The sequence below is a fragment of the Streptomyces swartbergensis genome, from assembly GCF_002148965.1.
GTDB lineage: Bacteria > Actinomycetota > Actinomycetes > Streptomycetales > Streptomycetaceae > Streptomyces > Streptomyces swartbergensis.
The window spans coordinates 1-18,715 of record NZ_NGFN01000060.1 but is presented as its reverse complement, the minus strand read 5'-3'; the positions used below and the strand labels follow the sequence as shown (position 1 = coordinate 18,715).

The 18,715-nt window shown below is 71.7% G+C and carries 15 protein-coding genes, 1 tRNA gene and 3 pseudogenes; 10 read left to right on the top strand and 9 right to left on the bottom strand.

Features of this window, described 5'->3' with window-relative positions:
• The first annotated feature begins 146 nt into the window (after positions 1-146).
• Positions 147-1,013, top strand: a complete 867-nt coding sequence (locus CA983_RS12665; protein ID WP_086600996.1) for a 3-hydroxybutyryl-CoA dehydrogenase — start codon at positions 147-149, stop codon at positions 1,011-1,013.
• Positions 1,014-1,067: 54 nt separating this feature from the next.
• On the opposite strand, the gene CA983_RS12660 is transcribed toward CA983_RS12665, so the two are convergent.
• On the bottom strand, positions 1,068-1,319 hold the full coding sequence (locus CA983_RS12660; protein ID WP_244206838.1) for a helix-turn-helix domain-containing protein: 252 nt from the start codon (positions 1,317-1,319) through the stop codon (positions 1,068-1,070).
• 26 nt (positions 1,320-1,345) lie between these two features.
• On the opposite strand from CA983_RS12660, the pseudogene CA983_RS49490 reads away from it, so the two are divergent.
• A pseudogene (locus CA983_RS49490) lies at positions 1,346-1,462 on the top strand (flavin reductase family protein); the annotation flags it as partial.
• A 5-nt stretch (positions 1,463-1,467) separates the two neighbouring features.
• Positions 1,468-1,710, top strand: a complete 243-nt coding sequence (locus CA983_RS49485; RefSeq protein WP_425276446.1) for a flavin reductase family protein — start codon at positions 1,468-1,470, stop codon at positions 1,708-1,710.
• A gap of 100 nt (positions 1,711-1,810) precedes the next feature.
• On the opposite strand, the gene CA983_RS46200 is transcribed toward CA983_RS49485, so the two are convergent.
• The 7 genes and pseudogenes from CA983_RS46200 to CA983_RS49480 all read right to left on the bottom strand — a co-directional run.
• Positions 1,811-1,969, bottom strand: a complete 159-nt coding sequence (locus CA983_RS46200) for a hypothetical protein (protein WP_158101859.1) — start codon at positions 1,967-1,969, stop codon at positions 1,811-1,813.
• Between the two features lie 133 nt (positions 1,970-2,102).
• On the bottom strand, positions 2,103-3,068 hold the full coding sequence (locus CA983_RS12650; RefSeq protein ID WP_086600994.1) for an electron transfer flavoprotein subunit alpha/FixB family protein: 966 nt from the start codon (positions 3,066-3,068) through the stop codon (positions 2,103-2,105).
• A 39-nt stretch (positions 3,069-3,107) separates the two neighbouring features.
• Positions 3,108-3,902: an electron transfer flavoprotein subunit beta/FixA family protein gene (locus tag CA983_RS12645; RefSeq protein ID WP_086600993.1), complete on the bottom strand. Its 795-nt coding sequence runs from the start codon at positions 3,900-3,902 to the stop codon at positions 3,108-3,110.
• A 26-nt stretch (positions 3,903-3,928) separates the two neighbouring features.
• A complete protein-coding gene (locus CA983_RS12640; RefSeq protein ID WP_086600992.1) occupies positions 3,929-5,104 on the bottom strand; it encodes an acyl-CoA dehydrogenase family protein in 1,176 nt (391 codons plus the stop codon).
• 92 nt (positions 5,105-5,196) lie between these two features.
• The gene (locus tag CA983_RS12635) at positions 5,197-6,405 is read right to left on the bottom strand and encodes a CaiB/BaiF CoA transferase family protein (RefSeq protein WP_086601006.1); all 1,209 of its coding nucleotides are present in this window, start codon (positions 6,403-6,405) and stop codon (positions 5,197-5,199) included.
• Between the two features lie 76 nt (positions 6,406-6,481).
• The gene (locus tag CA983_RS47815; protein ID WP_086600991.1) at positions 6,482-6,694 is read right to left on the bottom strand and encodes a hypothetical protein; all 213 of its coding nucleotides are present in this window, start codon (positions 6,692-6,694) and stop codon (positions 6,482-6,484) included.
• Between the two features lie 51 nt (positions 6,695-6,745).
• Positions 6,746-6,916, bottom strand: a pseudogene (locus CA983_RS49480) (hypothetical protein); the annotation flags it as partial.
• 494 nt (positions 6,917-7,410) lie between these two features.
• Between CA983_RS49480 and CA983_RS12625 the strand changes: the two are divergent.
• Positions 7,411-7,584, top strand: a pseudogene (locus CA983_RS12625) (transposase); the annotation flags it as partial.
• 187 nt (positions 7,585-7,771) lie between these two features.
• Here the strand turns inward: CA983_RS12625 and selD are convergent.
• Complete coding sequence (gene selD / locus CA983_RS12620) at positions 7,772-8,800, bottom strand: selenide, water dikinase SelD (RefSeq protein WP_086600990.1); 1,029 nt, start codon at positions 8,798-8,800, stop codon at positions 7,772-7,774.
• A gap of 63 nt (positions 8,801-8,863) precedes the next feature.
• Between selD and CA983_RS12615 the strand changes: the two genes are divergently transcribed.
• The 6 genes from CA983_RS12615 to nrfD all read left to right on the top strand — a co-directional run bounded on the left by CA983_RS12615 (position 8,864) and on the right by nrfD (position 17,353).
• Positions 8,864-8,955, top strand: a tRNA-Sec gene (locus CA983_RS12615).
• A 39-nt stretch (positions 8,956-8,994) separates the two neighbouring features.
• A complete protein-coding gene (selA, locus tag CA983_RS12610) occupies positions 8,995-10,317 on the top strand; it encodes an L-seryl-tRNA(Sec) selenium transferase (RefSeq protein WP_086600989.1) in 1,323 nt (440 codons plus the stop codon).
• The gene (gene selB / locus CA983_RS12605; protein WP_086600988.1) at positions 10,308-12,110 is read left to right on the top strand and encodes a selenocysteine-specific translation elongation factor; all 1,803 of its coding nucleotides are present in this window, start codon (positions 10,308-10,310) and stop codon (positions 12,108-12,110) included. Before selA ends, selB begins: the two co-directional genes overlap by 10 nt.
• A gap of 91 nt (positions 12,111-12,201) precedes the next feature.
• On the top strand, positions 12,202-15,489 hold the full coding sequence (fdh, locus tag CA983_RS12595) for a formate dehydrogenase (protein ID WP_167407364.1): 3,288 nt from the start codon (positions 12,202-12,204) through the stop codon (positions 15,487-15,489).
• Positions 15,486-16,424 carry a 4Fe-4S dicluster domain-containing protein gene (locus CA983_RS12590; protein WP_086600985.1) on the top strand — a complete coding sequence of 313 codons (939 nt, stop codon included), beginning with the start codon at positions 15,486-15,488 and terminating at the stop codon, positions 16,422-16,424. The genes fdh and CA983_RS12590 overlap by 4 nt, the downstream gene beginning before the upstream one ends.
• A complete protein-coding gene (gene nrfD / locus CA983_RS12585) occupies positions 16,421-17,353 on the top strand; it encodes an NrfD/PsrC family molybdoenzyme membrane anchor subunit (RefSeq protein ID WP_244206836.1) in 933 nt (310 codons plus the stop codon). The genes CA983_RS12590 and nrfD overlap by 4 nt, the downstream gene beginning before the upstream one ends.
• Positions 17,354-18,715: the final 1,362 nt, after the last annotated feature.

The window sequence follows — 18,715 nt, the reverse complement described above, 5'->3', positions numbered from 1 at the left end:
GCATCGAACCGACGCACGTTTGTACGCGGATGACGCACTGTTCCAGCAGGTCAGAGGGTGTTTTCCGCCCTACGCTCAGCACGGCAGCACCCACCGTGGCGGCGTCGGTCGACCGCCGCCCGACGGAGAGGCAGGCGGAGCAGCACATGACAGCGATCAAGCACGTGGGCGTCGTAGGCGCGGGCCAGATGGGCCGGGGCATCACCGAGGTGTGCGCCCGGGCGGGACTGCACGTCACGTTGTGCGACGTGACCGAGGACAGGGCCCGGGCCGGTCTGGCGGGCGTGGCGGACTCCCTGCTGAAGGCGGAGAAGCGCGGTGCCCTCGCGCCCGAGGACCGCGCACACGCCCTTGCCGGGATATCGGTAACCGACGACCTCTCCCGCCTGAGCGGGGCGGACCTGGTCATCGAGGCGGCCGTCGAGGACGAGCGGGCGAAGACGGCGCTGTTCCGGCAACTGGGCGAAGTGGTCACGGACCCTGCCGCCGTACTGGCCAGCAACACCTCCTCGATCCCCATCGCCCGTCTCGCCGCCGCGGCCGGACGCCCGGAGTCGGTGGTCGGCCTGCACTTCTTCAACCCCGTTCCCGTCATGCCACTCGTCGAGGTCGTCCCCTCCCTGCACACCTCGAAGGCGACGGAACTGCGCGTTCGCACCTTCGCGAGCGAGATCCTGGGCAAGGACACGATCGTCGCCCAGGACCGTGCCGGCTTCGTGGTGAACTCCCTGCTGATTCCGTACCTGTTGGCAGCCGTGCGCATGGTCGGCTCCGGCACGGCGACGGCAGAGGACATCGACACCGGAATGACCGCAGGCTGCGCTCATCCCATGGGCCCGCTGCGCCTGGCCGACCTCATCGGACTGGACACCGTGGCGGCAATAGGCGAGGCACTGTACGAGGAGTACCGGGAACCGCTGTACGCCCCTCCCCCGCTGCTGCGCCGCATGGTCGAATCCGGTCTGCTGGGCCGTAAGTCGGGGCAGGGCTTCTTCAGCTACCAGACGGCCTGAGAGCGCGTCAGGCACTGGTCAGGCTCTGTCTTTCGTCGCTGAGTCCGGCCGGCATCATCGACGCCCCGCACGCGCCTCCCGGGGGCTCAAGCCGTACGGCGACTTGAAGGCGTGGCTGAAGTGGGCCGGGTCCGCGAAACCCCAGCGCCCGCCGATGGCACCGACGGGGAGGCGGTCCGGGGCCGGATCGGTGAGGTCGCGTCGGCACCGGGCCAGACGCTGTTCCCGGATCCAGCCCGCGACCGTGTGCCCCTGTGCCGCCGGCAACGTGTACAGGTAGCGGTTCGCCGAGCTGCACCTGCGCACGGCGGCACTGATCCGCCAGTACGTTCACTCCGGTCTTGCCTCGGCCGCCTCTGGTGTCGGTCTGCGTCCAGGACACCTCATCGACCTGGCCGAAGCTGCGCAAGCAGAACCGCCTGGGACGGAACGTCCTGGCCGAGGGACAGGAAACCTGGTCTGCCGTTCGCTGGCCGGCGAGGGCCGGGACCGGTTCGCGGGGGTCGACTGGGGGGCGTCCAAGGAGGGCAGCGTGTTTGTCCACGGTGCCGGCCTCTGGCTGGACTGCTCGGTCCACGCCGAGCTGCCCGGAGGCGACCCCACGATCGTCCTGCTGGAGGTCCAGGCCTTGAGGGCCGAACCCGACCGGGCGCCACTGGTGTTCCACGGCAGCCGGTTCCGGCGCCTGGCCGTCTGACGATTCAATGGCCGACGCGGGAGCTCCCGACTCCGCTGTGCCTGTGACAGGGGTCGGGAGCTCCCGCGTGGTAACCCTCCGCCGGCGCCCGGCCGAGCGCTCATTCGGCTTGTTCGGCAAGCGCCTTGATGTCACGCAAGGTGGCCTCAATGTTCGTTCGGAGCTCGGCGAGCCGGAAGGCCACGATCTGCTCCTCCAACTCGACGACGTACGAGACGGTCCGCCTCTCACCGGCCGTCCGACAGTGGTCGTACCCCACGAAACGCGCTCCCACAGCGGGCCCGTCCGCGCCGTCGAGCCACTCCGTACGCTGCGGTTCGGGACTCAGGCGGGCCGGCAGAGCGATGTCCGGACAGCGTGGTGTCCGTCCCCATGCTCCGGGGTCGGTCCCCTCAACCGACTGCGCGGCGGGCGGCCACTTCCTGGGCCAATTGGGGGGCCACCGCGAACAGGTCTCCCACCACGGCGTAGTCGGCGAGGCCGAGAATCGGCGCCTCGGGGTCCTTGTTGACCGCGAGGATCGTCTTGGAGGTCTGCATCCCGGCAAGGTGCTGGATGGCCCCTGAGATGCCGAGGGCGATGTACAGCTGCGGGGAGACGGACTTGCCGGTCTGCCCCACCTGGTACTGGTGCGGGTAGTAGCCGGCGTCGACAGCGGCGCGTGAGGCCCCCACCGCTCCGCCCAGGGCGTCGGCCAGTTGCTCCACCACCTTGAAGCCGTCCGCCCCTCCGACACCCCGCCCGCCGGAGACGACGACGGTCGCCTCGGTGAGCTCGGGACGGTCACCCGCGAGCGCGGCGCGCCGGGCGGTCACGCGGGCGGATGCCACACGGTCGACCGGCGGGAGGGCGAGTTGCCGCGCCCGCGCCTCCACGGGACGCTCCTCCGGCTCGAAGGAACCCGGCCGCAGGGTGATCACCGGCAGTCCGTGGGTGACCTGTGAGCGCACGGTGTACGACCCACCGAAGACGACCTGCGTGGCCACCCCGCACGAGTCCACGTCGACCGCGTCGATCAGCAGCCCGCCGTCCAGCCGCGCGGCGAGCCGCCCGGCCACCTCCTTGCCGTCCGTCGTCGCGGAGACGAGAACGGCGGCCGGGGAGACCTCCCGGACGGCGAGTTCCAGGGCGTCAACGGCCGGCGTGGCGAGAAACTCGTCCGCTTCGGTGGATTCAGCCGCGTAGACGCTCGTGGCGCCATGGCGGGCGAGGGGCTCCTCGAGTCGTGCCGCAGTGCCGGGCGTTCCCACCACGACTGCGGCTGGATCGCCCAATCGCCGGGCGGCGGTGAGGAGTTCGTACGTGCACTTGTGGACGCGTTCCCCGTCGTGGTCGACGAGGACGAGGACATCGGGCATGGGTGCCTGCTTCTGGTCGTACTGCTGGGGAGGGGCGGTTCAGACGAGCTTCTGGGCGATCAGGTATGCGACGAGCTGCCGACCGGCCGAGCCGTCGTCCGTGACACGGGTTCCGGTCGCCCGCGCCGGACGCGGTACGGCCTCCACGACACCAGTGCGGGTCACCCGGAACCCGGCCTCGTCCGCGTCCGCGTCCGCGTCCGGGAACAGGTCGTCGAGGTCGACCGTCTCCACCGGCTTCTTCTTGGCGGCCATGATCCCCTTGAACGAGGGGTAGCGGGGTTCGTTGATCTTCTCGGTGACGCTGACCAGCGCGGGCAGGGGTGCGTCGAGTGTCGCCTCGCCGTTCTCGGTCTCGCGCTCCACGCGCACCCGCCCAGCGTCCACGGTCAGCTCCCGGGCATGCGTCAGCTGCGGCAGGCCGAGCAGGTCCGCGACGACGGCCGGGACCGCGCTCGCCTGTCCGTCGGTCGTCGCGTTGCCCGCGAGTACCAGGTCGACGTCCGCCACCGTCCGCACGGCGGCTGCCAGCACCTTCGCCGTGGTCACGACGTCGGCGCCGTGGAGCCTGTCGTCGCAGATGTGGATGCCGCGATCGGCGCCCATCGCCAGGACCTTGCGGATGGCATCGAGTGCGGAGTCGGGTCCCATGGACACGACGGTGACCTCGGCGCCCACCGCCTCCTTCAGCGTCAGGGCCTCCTCTGCGGCCCGCTCGTTGATCTCGTCCAGGACGAGATCGGCGTTCTCGCGGTCGAGGGTGTGGTCGGCCTCGGACAGGGTGCGCTCGGCAGCGGTGTCCGGAACCTGCTTGACGAGTACGACGATGTTCACGGTCGTCTCCCTTCGGTCCTCGGTGGTCAGCGGAACGCCGGGTAGCCGGTGATCGCCTGACCGACGACCAGGGTGTGCATCTCGCCGGTGCCTTCGTAGGTGAGGACGGACTCCAGGTTGTTGGCGTGGCGCAGCGGCGAGTACTCCAGGGAGATGCCGTTGGCGCCCAGCACGGTACGGCACTCCCGCGCGATGGCGATGGCTTCCCGGACGTTGTTGAGCTTGCCCACGCTGATCTGCTCGGGCCGGATGCGGTGCTGGTCCTTCAGGCGGCCCAGGTGCACGGCGAGGAGTGCGGCGCCGCCCAGAGACACGGTCATGTCGGCGAGCTTCTTCTGGGTGAGCTGGAAAGCGCTGATCGGCCTGTCGAACTGCACGCGGGTGTCGGCGTAGTCGATGGCCGCCTGGATGGAATCGCGGGCCGCGCCGACCGCGCCGAACAGAATACCGAAGCGGGCCTCGTTCAGGCAGGACAACGGTCCCCGCAGGCCCTCCGCGAGCGGCAGCCGCGCCGAGTCCGGCAACCGTACGTCGTCGAAGTACAGCTCCGAGGTGATCGAGGCGCGCAGCGACATCTTCTGCTTGATGTCCTGGGTGGTGAAACCGGCGGTTCCGCGCGGCACGAGGAAGCCGCGGATGCCGTCCTCGGTCTGCGCCCAGACGGTGGCCACATCGGCGATGCCACCGTTGGTGATCCACATCTTGGAACCGTTCAGGATCCAGTCGTCGCCGTCACGGACGGCCCTGGTACGCATGCCGGACGGGTTGCTGCCGAAGTCGGGCTCGGTCAGGCCGAAGCAGCCGATCGCCTCACCGGCGGCCAGCCGGGGCAACCACTCCTGCTTCTGCTCCTCCGAGCCCCACTTCCAGATGGAGAACATCGACAGCGAACCCTGCACGGAGACGAAGCTGCGGAAACCGGAGTCCGCCGCCTCCAGCTCCAGACAGGCCAGGCCGTAGCTGACCGCGTTCGTCCCAGCACAGCCATACCCTTCAAGGTGCATACCGAGCACACCCAACTTGCCAAGTTCCGGGGCGAGTTCGCGGGCAAAGTGCGCGTTCTCGAACCACTCGCCGATGTGCGGGCGCACCCGGTCGGCAAGGAACCTGGCTACGGTGGCCTGGATCTCGCGCTCCTCGTCGGTGAGGACGGAGTCGATGTCGAGCAGGTCGAGAGGGTCCTTCAGGGGCATGCCGCTCATCGTGTGGGCTCCTTGTCGTCAGGGGTGGGAAGTCGGGTGGTCGGTTCGGTCGCGGTGCCGGAGCTGCGAACGGGTCGGAGTGGCGCCCCGGGTCACACCGAGGGACGGTCGGACGGGCCGTGGAGGATCTCCGCTGTGTGCTGACCCAGGCCGGGTGGGGGCAGGCGGTACTGCGCGGGTGTCCCGCTCAGTGAGATGGGATGGGCGACCTGCCGGGCGGGCCTGCCTTCTTCCCCGTCGACGGGTGCGGCGGGGATGTCGACGATGCCGGGCAGGCCGAGCTTGTGGGCGAAGGCGAAGGCGTCGTCCAGGGTGTTGACCGGCCCGGCGGGCACTCCGGCGGCCAGCAGGACGGTCGACCAGTGGTCGGCGCCTGCGGCACCGAGCCGCTTGGTCAGGATGTCCCGGAGTTCGACGCGGTGGGAGACTCGGTCGGCGTTGGTGCGGAAGCGGTCGTCGAGAGCGAGACCGGGATCCCCGACAGCCTCGGCGAGCGCCGCGAACTGGCGGTCGTTGCCCACCGCGAGGGCGAGCGGACGGTCGGCGGTGGGGAGGGTCTCGTACGGGGCGATGCTCGGGTGCGCGTTGCCCATGCGGCCCGGCACCACTCCGGCGACGGCGTATGCCGACGCCTGGTTGACCATCGCCGACAGCAGTGAGGCGAGCAGGTTCACCTCCACGAGTTGCCCCTCGCCGGTGGCGTCCCGGTGCCGGAGGGCCGCGAGGATGCCGAGCGAGGCGTGCAGTCCGGTGATCACATCGACGAGGGCCACGCCGGCCTTCACCGGCTCCCCGTGCGTCTCCCCGGTGACGCTCATCAGGCCGCCGACAGCCTGCACGAGCAGGTCGTACCCGGGGATCGCCGCGCCCGCACCGCTGCCGAAGCCACTGATCGAGCAGTAGACCAGCTCCGGGTGCTGTGAACGGAGCTCCTTGTGACCGAGGCCCAGCCGCTCCATCGTGCCGGGCCGGAAGTTCTCCACCAGCACGTCGGACTCGGCGACCAGGGCGCGTGCCTGTGCGCGGCCGGCGTCCGTGTTCAGGTCGAGCACGATCGACGTCTTGTTGCGGTTGACGCCCAGGAAGTAGGTCGACGTGCCGTCATGATCCGCCGGCGGGTGCCAGGCCCGCGTGTCGTCCCCGATGCCAGGCCGCTCGACCTTCACCACGTCGGCGCCGAGGTCGGCGAGGAGCATGGTGGCGTAGGGCCCGGCGAGAACCCGGGAGAAGTCGGCGATGCGCAGGCCCTCCAGCGCGCCCCGCCTTGATCCCTCGGGAACACCGGCCCGTCCGTCCGGCATGTTGTGCTGGGTGCTCACGCACCCTCCTCTCTGATCGTCCCGCCCCGACCGGGGTCCCGCCCGGATCCGGCTCCCCTCACCACCACTGCTGCGAAGCCGGTGCCGGATGAGTGAGTTCGACGACGGGAAGGCCCTGGCCGTGGGGAGCGACAGCCCGTACGACAGTCACCCGTGCGCCCACCGCCACGACGACCGGTGCCGTCCCGGTCGTCCGGCAGAGCAGGTTGAACCCCTCGTCCATCGCGACGAACCACGTGGTGTGGTGGGTCTGGCCGCTGCGGCGCACCACGACTCCAACGCCCGCACTGCGTTCCCGGCTGAATGCCATGGACCCGCAAGCACGGCAGAACGCGCGTCGATAGGCCGGGGTGCCGCACCAGAGACAGCGCTGGAAGAAGAGTTCCCGACTGAGTGCCGGCAGCCTCGGTGTGCCTACTGGTGCCGCGCCGACGACAGACGCTTCGGGGTCTTCCGCGAGCTGGGCGTTTTCACGGGTTTCTGTCTGGAGCATCACGGCCTCCTGCACGCGGTCCGGTGACCGGAAACGGGAGATCGGAATCCGATCCGGCTCCACCACCCTGGCCCTGCCGCGGATCGCCGGTCAACGACGAGCTGACGCATCTTTGTGCGCGGAACGCGTTCCATTCACTGAGGTCAGAGCCGGTTTCCAGGCGCTAGTCTCACAGCGGGGCCCCGAGCGCCTGAGGGCATCCGCAGGGCATAGCCGCGTCTTTCCGTTCTGCGCCTCGCGCCTTTCCCAGAAGGATGAGCCCGTTCTCAGGGGCGCAACTCGCCAGCATCGAGCGCACCTGCGTGCGTCCCCGGTGCAGCCGGGACGGCACCGTGCCGACGGGGATCTGCATGATGTCGGCGATCTTCCCGAACCGTGAAGCCCTCGACATGGGCGAGGTGCATCGTCTTCATCAGCCCCGAGGCGGTCACCGTGGTCGGATCCGGCGACGCCGGTGCTGTGCTGTGCGAACCGGTGACCGTCCAAGTCGGCTTCTGGACGCTCTGCTGGAGGAGCACCCTCTTTCCAAGGTCCTGACCTCGATGCCGGGGGTCGCGGTCAGGACCGCCGCAGTCCTGCTGGTCACCGTCGGCGACGGCACCAGCTTCCCCAACGCCGCCCACCTCGCCTCCTACGCCGGACTCGCCCCGACAACGAAGTGGAGTGGCTGGACGCCTCTGGACGGTCCCTGCAACCTGTGCCAGACCGTCCCGCCCGGCGGCACTTCGGGCAGATCGGCCTCGGCGCGGCCGGGTTCATCGCCGCCAGAACGTCCCGACGGCCCCCGACGGTCAGGATGTCGTAGTCGGCGAGGTGGAGCTGGGAGGTGGGCCGTCCGCCGGCTCGAAGGCCGGCTCAGCGGATCACCAGGACGTGGTCGCCGCGCGGCAGCAGCTCGCCCACGACGGGCGTGCCGGGGATCTCACCGGCCACCAGCAGTCCGCCGGAGGTCTGTGCGTCGGCCAGGAGCAGCGCCTCGTCCTCGCTCACCGCCGACAGGTCAGTGTGCGGGCGGACCCACTCCAGATTGCGCCGGGTGCCCCCGCTGACATATCCCTCGCGCAGTGCCTGCCGGGCGCCGTCGAGGTAGGGCACGGCGGCGGCGTCGATCACCGCCGTGACTCCGCTCGCCCGAGCGAGCTTGTAGGCGTGCCCGAGCAGCCCGAACCCGGTGACGTCCGTCGCGCAGGTCAGCCCGGCGGCCACCGCCGCTTCGGCCGCCTCCCGGTTGAGCCGCGTCATGGCCTCGACCGCCTGCGGGAACACCTCGCCCGTGGCCTTGTGCCTGCTGTTCAGCACACCGATGCCGAGCGGCTTGGTCAGCGACAGTGGGACACCCGGCGTGCCGGCGTCACTGCGCAGCAGACGGTCCGGGTCGACCAGACCGGTGACGGCCATGCCGTACTTGGGCTCGGGGTCGTCCACGCTGTGGCCGCCGGCGACGTGGCAGCCGGCGGCCGCGGCCGTGTCCAGGCCGCCGCGCAGCACCTCGCTGGCCAGTTCGAGGGGGAGCACACCCCGCGGCCAGGCCAGCAGGTTCACGGCGAGCAGCGGACGGCCACCCGTGGCGTACACGTCCGACAGCGCGTTCGCCGCGGCGATCCGGCCCCAGTCATAGGCGTCGTCGACCACGGGCGTGAAGAAGTCGGTGGTCGCCAGCACCGCCGTGCCGTTCGGTAGTCGCACCACGGAGGCGTCGTCGCCGTCGTCCAGCCCGACCAGCAGTTCGCCCACGGGGTCGCGGACCGGGACGGCGGCCCCCAGGCCCCGCAGCACTTCCTCCAGCTCACCCGGCGGGATCTTGCAGGCGCATCCGCCGCCGTGCGCGTACTGGGTAAGGCGGACGGTTTCACGGGGCGACGTCAGTGAGGTCACATCGACCATGGTTGCGCATGCATCCCATTAGCGGCCATATAAGACCTTTGCGAAGATGGCCGTGTGGTCTGGGGAGGCGTATCCGGCCTGGTGACCGGCCCGGTCTTCAAAACCGTTGAACGGCAGGAGCTGCCGTTGGCGGGTTCGATTCCCGTCCGCCTCCGCCGACCCCGCAGGGGGGCCGCTGCGAGCAGAGGGGTGCCATGAGCGATCCCCGCCGGCTCATCCCCGGCACCGACTCCGTGCTGGCCGAGCCGCGCATCGCCGCCGCCGTACGGACGCTGGGGCGCCCTCTGGTGAAAGCGGCCGTCGCCGAGGCGCAGCGCCGCGCGAGGACCGGCGAGATCGCTCCCGAGGACGTGGTGGACGCGGCGGTCGGCCACCTGCCCGAGCGGGCCTCCGGGCTGCGACCGGTGATCAACGCCACGGGCGTGCTGGTGCACACCAACCTCGGCCGCGCGCCGCTGTCGCACGCGGCCCGGGATGCCGTGACGGCCGCAGCCGGATGCACGGACGTCGAGTTCGACCTCGCGGAAGGACGCCGGGCCCGCCGCGGACGCGGGGCGCTCGCCGCGCTGGCCGAGGCCGTGCCCGACGCCGGAGCGGTGCACGTGGTGAACAACAACGCGGCCGCGCTGCTCCTGTGCGCCCTGGTGATGGCCCCCGGACTGGAGATCGTCATCAGCCGGGGCGAGCTGGTCGAGATCGGCGACGGGTTCCGCATTCCGGAGCTGCTGGCTTCCACCGGTGCGCGGCTGCGCGAGGTCGGCACCACCAACCGCACGCATGTGCGTGACTACGCCGAGGCCATCGGCCCCGACACCGCCTTCCTGCTCAAGGTTCACGCCTCCAATTTCCATATCAGCGGTTTCACCGCGGCGGCGGATGTGGCGGAGCTGGCGGCGCTCGGGCCCCCGGTGGTGGTGGACATCGGTTCCGGCCTGCTCGCCCCGCACCCGTTGCTCCCCCGGGAACCGGACGCCGCCACCACGCTGCGCGCCGGGGCGGCGCTGGTGACCGCCAGCGGAGACAAGCTGCTCGGCGGTCCGCAGGCCGGGCTGCTGCTCGGCGAAGCGGAGCTGGTCGAACGGCTGCGACGGCATCCCGCCGCGCGGGCCCTGCGGGTGGACAAGCTGACCCTGGCCGCGCTGGAAGCGACGCTGCGCGGTCCGGAGCCGCCCGTACGCGCCGCGCTCGCCGCCGACGAGACCGCCCTGCGCGAGCGCGCCACCCGGCTGGCCGAACGACTGCGGGCCGAGGGAGTCCCGGCACAGGTGCTGCGCACGGAGGCGGCCGTGGGTGGTGGCGGCGCGCCCGGGGTGACCCTGCCCAGCGCGGCCGTCGGCCTGCCGGCACGCTACGGCCCGCTGCTGCGCGCCGGTGCGGTCCCGGTGATCGGCCGGCTGGAGCGTGGACGTTGCCTGCTGGACCTGCGCACGATCGGGGTGGAGGAGGAGCGGTCGGTGCTGGAGGCCGTACTCGCCGTACACGGTGACGACCACCGGAGTGAGCGGCCGTGCAGGTGATCGCCACCGCCGGTCATGTCGATCACGGAAAGTCGACACTGGTGAGGCTGCTCACCGGGATGGAGCCGGACCGCTGGGAGCAGGAGCGCCGGCGCGGCCTGACCATCGACCTCGGTTTCGCCTGGACGACCCTCCCCGGCGGACTGGAAGTGGCGTTTGTCGACGTCCCCGGCCACGAGCGGTTCGTGCCCAACATGCTCGCCGGCGTCGGCCCGGTCCCCGCCGTGCTGTTCGTGGTGGCCGCCGACGAGGGGTGGATGCCACAGTCGACCGAGCATCTGCAGGCGCTCGGCGCACTGGGCGTGCGGCACGTGCTGCTCGCCGTCACCCGCTGCGACCTGGCCGACCCGGAACCGGCCCGGCAACAGGCGCTGGCCCGCATCGAGGCGGCCGGCCTCGGACCGGTCGACTCGGTGACGGTGAGCGGGCGCACCGGCGAGGGCCTGGACCGGCTGCGCGCCGGACTGCTGCGGCTGGTGGGAGCCCTGCCACCCGCCGATCCGGACGCCGACGTCCGGCTGTGGGTGGACCGCTCGTTCAGCATCGTCGGCGCGGGCACGGTGGTCACCGGGACACTGGCGGCCGGCACCCTGCGAGCGGAAACGGAGCTTCAGCTGGCGTCCACCGGGGCGGCGGTGCGGGTACGCCGCCTGCAGACCCTGGGCCGGGACACGCCCGAGGTCCGCGCGGTGGCGCGCGTGGCGGTCAATCTGCGCGGCGTCGAGCAGCACGCGATCGGCCGCGGCGACGCGCTGCTCACACCGGGCGGGTGGCTGACCACGGCCGAGGTGGACGTCGCGCTGCGCGGCGACGACGGCGCTACGGCTGACATCGGTGAGCGCCCCGACCTCCCTCGAGAGCTCGTCCTGCACGTCGGATCCGCGTCCGTCGCCACCCGGATCCGGCCGCTGGGCGTCGGCAGCGCCCGGCTGCGGCTGGCGCGGCCCCTGCCGCTGCGCGTCGGCGACCGGGCGTTGCTGCGCGATCCCGGCCGGCACCGCATCGTCGCCGGTGTCGACGTACTCGACGTGACGCCGCCCGAGCTACGGCGACGGGGAGCCGCGCGGTCGCGCGCCGCGGAGCTGGCCGCTCTGACCGACGCTCCGGCGCAGGCGGTGGCCGAGGCCGTCCTGCTCCGGCGGCGCTTCGCGACCACGGGCGAGCTGCACTCCATGGGGCTGCCCGAGGCGGGCGAGCCGGTGGGGGACGGTCTGAGGGTTCACCCGAGCGTGTGGCGCGAGCTGCTCGACTCGGTGCGTGTCGTGGTGGACCAGTGGCGCGAGGATCACCCGCTGGAGTCCGGCGTGCCCGTGGAGGCGGTCCGGCGGCGGCTGCGGCTGCCCACGATCGATGTGGCGGTACGGCTTGCCGGGGCAGCGTCGCTGCCGGTGCTGGACGGACGGGTGTGCGCGCCGGGTCGCCGGGCGGCGCTTCCCGCACCKGTGGAGGCGGCGCTGGCCGCGCTGACCGCCGCGTTGCGCGACGCCCCGTTCGCGGCGCCGGACGCCGCCGGACTGGCGGAACTGCGACTGGGCGCACGGGAACTGGCCGCCGCGGTGCGGGCCGGACGCCTGCTGAAAGTGGCCGACGGCGTCTTCCTGCTGCCCGACGGCGCTGCCCGGGCCGGTGAGGTACTCGCGGAACTGCCCCAGCCGTTCACCCTCAGCCAGGCACGGCAGGCGCTGCGCACCACCCGGCGGGTGGCGGTCCCCCTGCTGGAGCTGCTGGACCGCCGGGGTGTCACCGAGCGGCTGCCGGACGACACCCGCCGGATGCGTACCGCGTCGACCTGACCGAAAGGGCCGGAAGGGGTCGACATGCCCCCCGCGAGCCCCGGCGTTACGTTGGCTGGGACGGCGGAAGGGCGCGAGGCGGGAGATCGCCATGGGCCTGCGGCAGTGGATCGACGGCTGGCCGGTGTACCGGCAGCTCACCGGCGACGACGCCCTGGGCAGGGGCAGCGCGGCACGGTCGCGCGGCACCGAGCGGCTGTCCGCCCGCACCGAGCAGGCCGACCGGGTCGTACGGTCGGTGTGCCCGTACTGCGCCGTGGGCTGCGGCCAGAAGGTCTACGTCAAGGACGAGAAGGTCACGCAGATCGAGGGCGACCCGGACTCCCCGATCTCACGCGGCCGGCTCTGCCCGAAGGGTGCGGCCAGCAAGCAGCTGGTGACCGGCCCCGGCCGGATCAGCACCGTTCTCCACCGGCCTGCGCACGCCACGGGGTGGGAGCGGATCCCGCTCGACCGGGCGATGGACATGATCGCCGACCGGGTCATCCGGACCCGCCGGGAGTCCTGGCAGGACACGCATCGCGGCGTTCCCGTCCGGCGCACGCTCGGCATCGCCTCGCTGGGCGGAGCGACGCTGGACAACGAAGAGAACTACCTGATGAAGAAGCTCTACACGGCGCTGGGCGCGATCCAGATCGAGAACCAGGCGCGGATTTGACACTCCGCCACGGTTCCCGGTCTGGGGACCTCGTTCGGCCGTGGCGGAGCCACGACGTTCCAGCAGGACCTGGCCCAAGCCGACTGCATCGTCATCCAGGGTTCGAACATGGCCGAGTGCCACCCGGTCGGTTTCCAGTGGGTGATGGAGGCCAAGGAACGCGGTGCCACGATCATCCACGTCGACCCCCGCTTCACCCGCACCAGCGCGCTGGCGGACGTCCACGTGCCGCTGCGGGCCGGGACGGACATCGCCTTCCTCGGCGCCCTGGTCAACCACGTGCTGAGCACCGGCAAGGACTTTCGCGAGTATGTGGTCGCCTACACCAACGCGCCGGCGATCCTGCGACAGGACTTCGCCGACACCGAGGACCTCGACGGGCTGTTCTCCGGCTTCGACCCGGAGAGCCACCACTACGAGACGACCACCTGGATGTACGAGGGGGCTGACGCCTCGGCCGCAGCCGGCGCCCGGGACCGGTGGCCGGCATCGGGAGGAGAGGGCGAGCAGGACGTCGCCGCCCGGCAGCACGGAGGCCGGGAACTGCGCGACACCGCCCGCGCGGAGTCGTACGGCGCCGGCGGCGCCGCCCTGGGCGGGAAGCCGGCCCTGGACCCGACACTGCAGCACCCCCGCTGCGTGTACCAGGTGCTCAAGCGGCACTTCGCCCGCTACACGCCGGAGCTGGTCGAGGACGTCTGCGGCGTCTCCCGCGAGCTGTTCGCCCGGGTCGCCGACGCGATCACCGCCAACTCGGGGCGCGAGCGCACCACGGCGCTGTGCTACTCCGTCGGCTGGACCCAGCACACCGTCGGGGTGCAGTACATCCGTACCGCGTCCATCCTGCAGGCCCTGCTGGGCAACATCGGACGGCCGGGCGGCGGCATCCTGGCCCTGCGCGGACACGCCAGCATCCAGGGCTCCACGGACGTCCCCACGCTGTTCGACCTGCTGCCCGGCTACATCCCCATGCCGCACGCCCACCAGCACCAGGACCTGGACGCGTTCGTGGCCGCGGACGCCGGCACGACCGGCTTCTGGGGCAACATGCGCGCGTACGTGGTGAGCCTGCTCAAGGCATGGTGGGGAGAGGCGGCCACCCAGGAGAACGACTACCGCTTCGACTGGCTGCCCCGGCTGACCGGCGACCACGGCACCTACCGGACGGTGCTGAACCAACTCTCCGGGGAGTGCAAGGGGTACTTCCTCGTCGGGGAGAACCCGGCGGTCGGTTCGGCCAACGCCAAACTCCAGCGGCTGGGCCTGGCGAACCTGGACTGGCTGGTGGTGCGGGACCTGCGGATGATCGAGAGCGCGACCTTCTGGAAGGACGGGCCGGAGATCGAAACCGGTGAGCTGCGCACCGAGGAGATCCCGACGGAGGTGTTCTTCCTGCCGGCCGCGGCGCACACGGAGAAGGACGGCAGCTTCACCAACACCCAGCGACTGCTGCAATGGCACCACGCGGCGATCACCCCGCCGGGCGACGCCCGCAGCGACCTGTGGTTCTACTACCACCTCGGCCGGATCATCCGGGAGAAGCTCGCCGGCTCCACCGACCCACGCGACCGCCCGCTGCTCGACCTCACCTGGGACTACCCGACCGAAGGCCCGCTGGCCGAACCGAGCGCTGACGCCGTACTGGCCGAGATCAACGGGCACGGGCCGGACGGGCAGCCGCTGTCGACGTCGACCCAGCTCCGCGACGACGGCTCCACCGCCTGCGGAGTCTGGATCTACTGCGGAGTCCGCGCCCACGGGCACAACCAGGCGGCGAACCGCCGGCCGCGCCACGAACAGAGCCGGGTCGCGCCCGACTGGGGCTGGGCGTGGCCGGCCAACCGCCGCATCCTCTACAACCGGGCGTCGGCCGACCCCGATGGAAGGCCGTGGAGCGAGCGCAAGCGGTATGTGTGGTGGGACGCCGAGCAGGGCCGGTGGACCGGCGACGACGTCCCGGACTTCGAGGCGGACAAGCCGCCCGGCTACCGGCCGCCGCCGGGCGCGAAAGCCCAGGACGCCCTGGCCGGCACCGACCCGTTCATCATGCAGAGCGACGGCCGCGCCTGGCTGTTCGCCCCGGCCGGGCTGGCCGACGGCCCGCTGCCCGCGCACTATGAGCCGTACGAGTCGCCGGTGGACAACCCGCTGTACGGTCAGCAGACGAACCCGGCGCTCCAGGCCCACGACCGCCCGGCCAACCGGTACCACCCGGCCGGCAACCAGGTGTATCCGTACGCGTTCACCACCTACCGGCTCACCGAGCACCACACGGCCGGCGCCATGAGCCGTACCCTGCCCTACCTGTCCGAGCTGCAGCCTGAGTTCTTCTGCGAGGTCTCCCCGGAACTCGCCGCGGAGCGCGGCCTGGAGCACCTGGGCTGGGCGACCATCACCACGGCCCGCACGGCGGTCGAGGCGAGAGTGCTGGTGACCGACCGGATGAAACCGCTGCGGGTCCGGGGCCGCACCATCCACCAGGTGGGCCTCCCCTACCACTGGGGCCCGGAAGGACTGTCCACGGGCGACGCGGCGAACGAGCTGCTGTCGGTGGTGCTCGACCCGAACGTACGCATCCAGGAGTCCAAGGCGGCGACCTGCGACATCCGGCCGGACAGGCGTCCACGGGGACCGGCGCTGCTCGCCCACGTGGCGGCGTACCGGCGGCGCGCCGGCCTCCCCGATGACACCCCGCCGACCACAGGAGAGGGGCGGCCATGACCTCCGACCGCAACAGGCTGTCCGGCCCGCTGGCCGACCCCAGCGCGGACGCGGGTTATCCGGACGACCACCCGCCCCGGATGGGGTTCTTCACGGACACCTCCGTCTGCATCGGCTGCAAGGCGTGCCAGGTGGCGTGCAAGGAGTGGAACCTCCTCCCGGCCGAGACCGGGGAACTCGACCTGCTGGGGCAGTCGTTCGACAACACGGGTGCGCTGAGCGCCAACAACTGGCGGCACGTGGCGTTCATCGAGCAGAAGACCGAGCAGACGACGGCACCGGACCGGCCGCCGGTCGATCTGGGCATGCCGGCCATGGGGCCGCCCGGGCACGACGCGGGGGCCGCGGACGGTCAGGTGCGCTGGCTGATGTCCAGCGACGTGTGCAAGCACTGCACCCACGCCGCCTGTCTGGACGTCTGCCCGACCGGGTCGTTGTTCCGCACCGAGTTCGGGACCGTGGTGGTGCAGGAGGACATCTGCAACGGCTGCGGGTACTGCGTGCCGGCCTGCCCGTACGGCGTGATCGACATCCGCCCGGGCGACGGCCGGGCCTTCAAGTGCACTCTGTGCTACGACCGGTTGGGGGCGGGCCGGGAACCTGCCTGCGCCCAGGCGTGCCCGACCGACTCCATCCAGTTCGGCCCGCTGGAGGAACTGCGCGAGCGGGCCGACCGGCGGGTCACCGAGTTGCACGAGCGCGGGGTGGACCAGGCACAGCTGTACGGCCGTGATCCGCAGGACGGCGTCGGCGGTGACGGCGCGTTCTTCCTTCTGCTGGACGAGCCCGAGGTGTACGGGCTGCCGCCGGACCCGGTGGTCACCACCCGTGACCTGCCGTCGATGTGGCGGCACGCGGCCACGGCGGCCGTCGGTGTGGCGGTGAGCGTGGCGCTGTCCTTCCTGGGGCGGGGGACAGAGAGGAGGAAACCGTGACGGGGAGCGGTGAGCGGGAACAGCCCATGGTGGCGCGCGCGGAGTTCCGGTCGTACTACGGTCGGCCGATCCTCAAGCGTCCCACCTGGAAGGTGCCGGACGTGCCGGGGTATCTGTTCCTCGGGGGAACGGCCGGTGCGTCGGCGTCCATGGCGGCGGCGGCCGAGCTGACCGGGCGTCGGGAGCTGGCCGGGGCGGGCCGGTGGGTCGCCGCCGCGGCGTCGGTGACCAGCGTGGCCGCGCTGGTCCATGACCTCGGCCGTCCCGAGCGCTTCACGCACATGCTGCGCGTCCTCAAGCCCACCTCGCCGCTGTCGGTGGGCTCCTGGATCCTCGCGCCGTTCTCCGCGCTTGCCACCGCCTCGGCCGCCTCGCAGACCACCGGACGGCTGCCGCGGCTCGGCCGGCTCGCCGGACTCGGCTCCGGCGTGCTGGGGCCGGCGATGTGCACCTACACCGCGGTGCTGCTCTCCGACACCGCGGTGCCGGCCTGGCACGAGGCGTATCCGGAACTGCCGTACGTCTTCGCGGGCAGCGCGCTGACCAGCGCCGCGGGTGCCGCGCTGCTCTGCGCACCCGGCGCGGACCACGGGCCACCGACCCGGATGGGCCTGCTCGGTGTGGGTATGGAACTCGCCGCGATGCGCCGCATCGAGCGGCGGCTCGGGCTGGTCGGCGAGCCCTACGTCACGGGCCGCCCTGGCCGACTACTGACCTGGAACAAGGCCCTGGCCGCGGCCGGGGCCGGATTGTCGCTTCTCGCGGATCGCCGGGCGGCCCCGCTCCTGGCCGGAGCGTCCTACCTGGCAGCGGGGCTGTGCACCCGATTCGGCATCTTCGCGGCAGGCATGGCGTCCGCCCAGGACCCGGCGTACGTGGTGACTCCGCAGCGGCAGCGCCTCGGACCGGGCCGGGGCGTCGCGACGTGAGGTGGTTGAAGGCTCATGGCGTCGGCCGGCCGAGGGCGGGCGCGGCAGTGCGCGCTCGGTCAGGAGGATGTCTGAGGGAGCGGCCGGGGCACTCCGGGGGTACCAGGTGCTGCTGCACGACCCCAGCGCTGGCCCCCGGGGGGATATGGCTTGTACTCCCTGGTCGTCATTGAGTGAGCGATCTCCTCGGCGTCCTTGCAACTCGGACAGGGCTCTCGCGGGCTCAATTGAGGTTCAGCCGGGCGAGACCGGCGACGTACGGCGCGCGAGGACGGTGCGGTGATCGCGAGCTGCCCGGAGCCTGAAGTCCGGCGGCGGTGACTGGAACGGGTGGTGTGCCATGCGGCACGCATGACGGTGAGGGCGGGCCGGCCGACCGGCTCGCCCTCACCGACGTAGTCGGCCTGGCTCGCGAGGGCATTGCTCAACGAGCGGCACGCAGCCCGAGCCGCCGGGACGCTGACACCACCCGGCTCGCCCCTGCCCCGCCTGCCCAAGGGCCGTACCCGGGGCTGGTGTTGCTCTGCGAAGGCCAGGAACCGGTTGTGGCCCGCACGAGTACCGCCATTCCGCTCTGTATACCGATGAAGGACGGGGATTCCCGATGGGAGCGATCACGGTTGGCCGGCACATCGGGTGCTGGTGCCGCTGGGATTCGTGGGTGACGGCAGCGTCCTGTCCCGCAGCCGGCACCACGTCTTCCCCCTCACGATGCCCATCAGCCGGGCCCGGCGGCTCAGTGGAGGCCCCGGCCGTGACCCGCGTGCGGACGCCACCGCATGTCCGTCGGGGCGGATATAAACATGCTTGGTACAACAGCCGCTGGATGACGGTGAGTCAAGTGGTGAAGGCTGGGTGGGTGCCCCGAACCCTGACCCCGGTCGCCGACTGCGACTTCGTCCTGGTGGTCCGACGAGCAGATGGACTTGACGACCTGGCCCTCGAACCGCACACGGCCGACGGAGCCTTGGGCGTCACGCGCACATCTCGGCACGCACGAAGACGTCGCGCCGCTCGCCAAGGCCACTCCATCCAAGGACAACCGCCTGTTCACCCTCAGTGCCCTCGCTCCCGCGCTCCCGTCCAGCTGATTCGTACGTGACGCGGGCCGTTCTCGCCGGTCCACGGCTGGGGAGGGGCGGCCTGCGTGCCGAGCCCGGAGTCACCCGCCCGCCGTGCTCGACGCCCTCCGGTCGCCGATTCCGCCCTGGTGGCCGACGCCACGCCCCCTTGGCCGCCTCCCGTTACCTGGACCAGTCCGTCTGAGCAGCCGGTGCACCCTCGCGATCGACGCGACCACCGCTACACCCTTCATGATCACCCGTACCCACACCGAGGGAGCGTGGACATGCCCACCGAACG

What these genes read in the sequence shown, in the direction of transcription:
- selD (WP_086600990.1), bottom strand. Translation starts at nt 8,800, where the DNA reads ATGGTCGATGTGACCTCACTGACGTCGCCCCGTGAAACCGTCCGCCTT.
- selA (WP_086600989.1), top strand. Translation starts at nt 8,995, where the DNA reads ATGAGCGATCCCCGCCGGCTCATCCCCGGCACCGACTCCGTGCTGGCC.
- CA983_RS12665 (WP_086600996.1), top strand. Translation starts at nt 147, where the DNA reads ATGACAGCGATCAAGCACGTGGGCGTCGTAGGCGCGGGCCAGATGGGC.
- CA983_RS12640 (WP_086600992.1), bottom strand. Translation starts at nt 5,104, where the DNA reads ATGAGCGGCATGCCCCTGAAGGACCCTCTCGACCTGCTCGACATCGAC.
- CA983_RS12650 (WP_086600994.1), bottom strand. Translation starts at nt 3,068, where the DNA reads ATGCCCGATGTCCTCGTCCTCGTCGACCACGACGGGGAACGCGTCCAC.
- CA983_RS12590 (WP_086600985.1), top strand. Translation starts at nt 15,486, where the DNA reads ATGACCTCCGACCGCAACAGGCTGTCCGGCCCGCTGGCCGACCCCAGC.
- CA983_RS12635 (WP_086601006.1), bottom strand. Translation starts at nt 6,405, where the DNA reads ATGCCGGACGGACGGGCCGGTGTTCCCGAGGGATCAAGGCGGGGCGCG.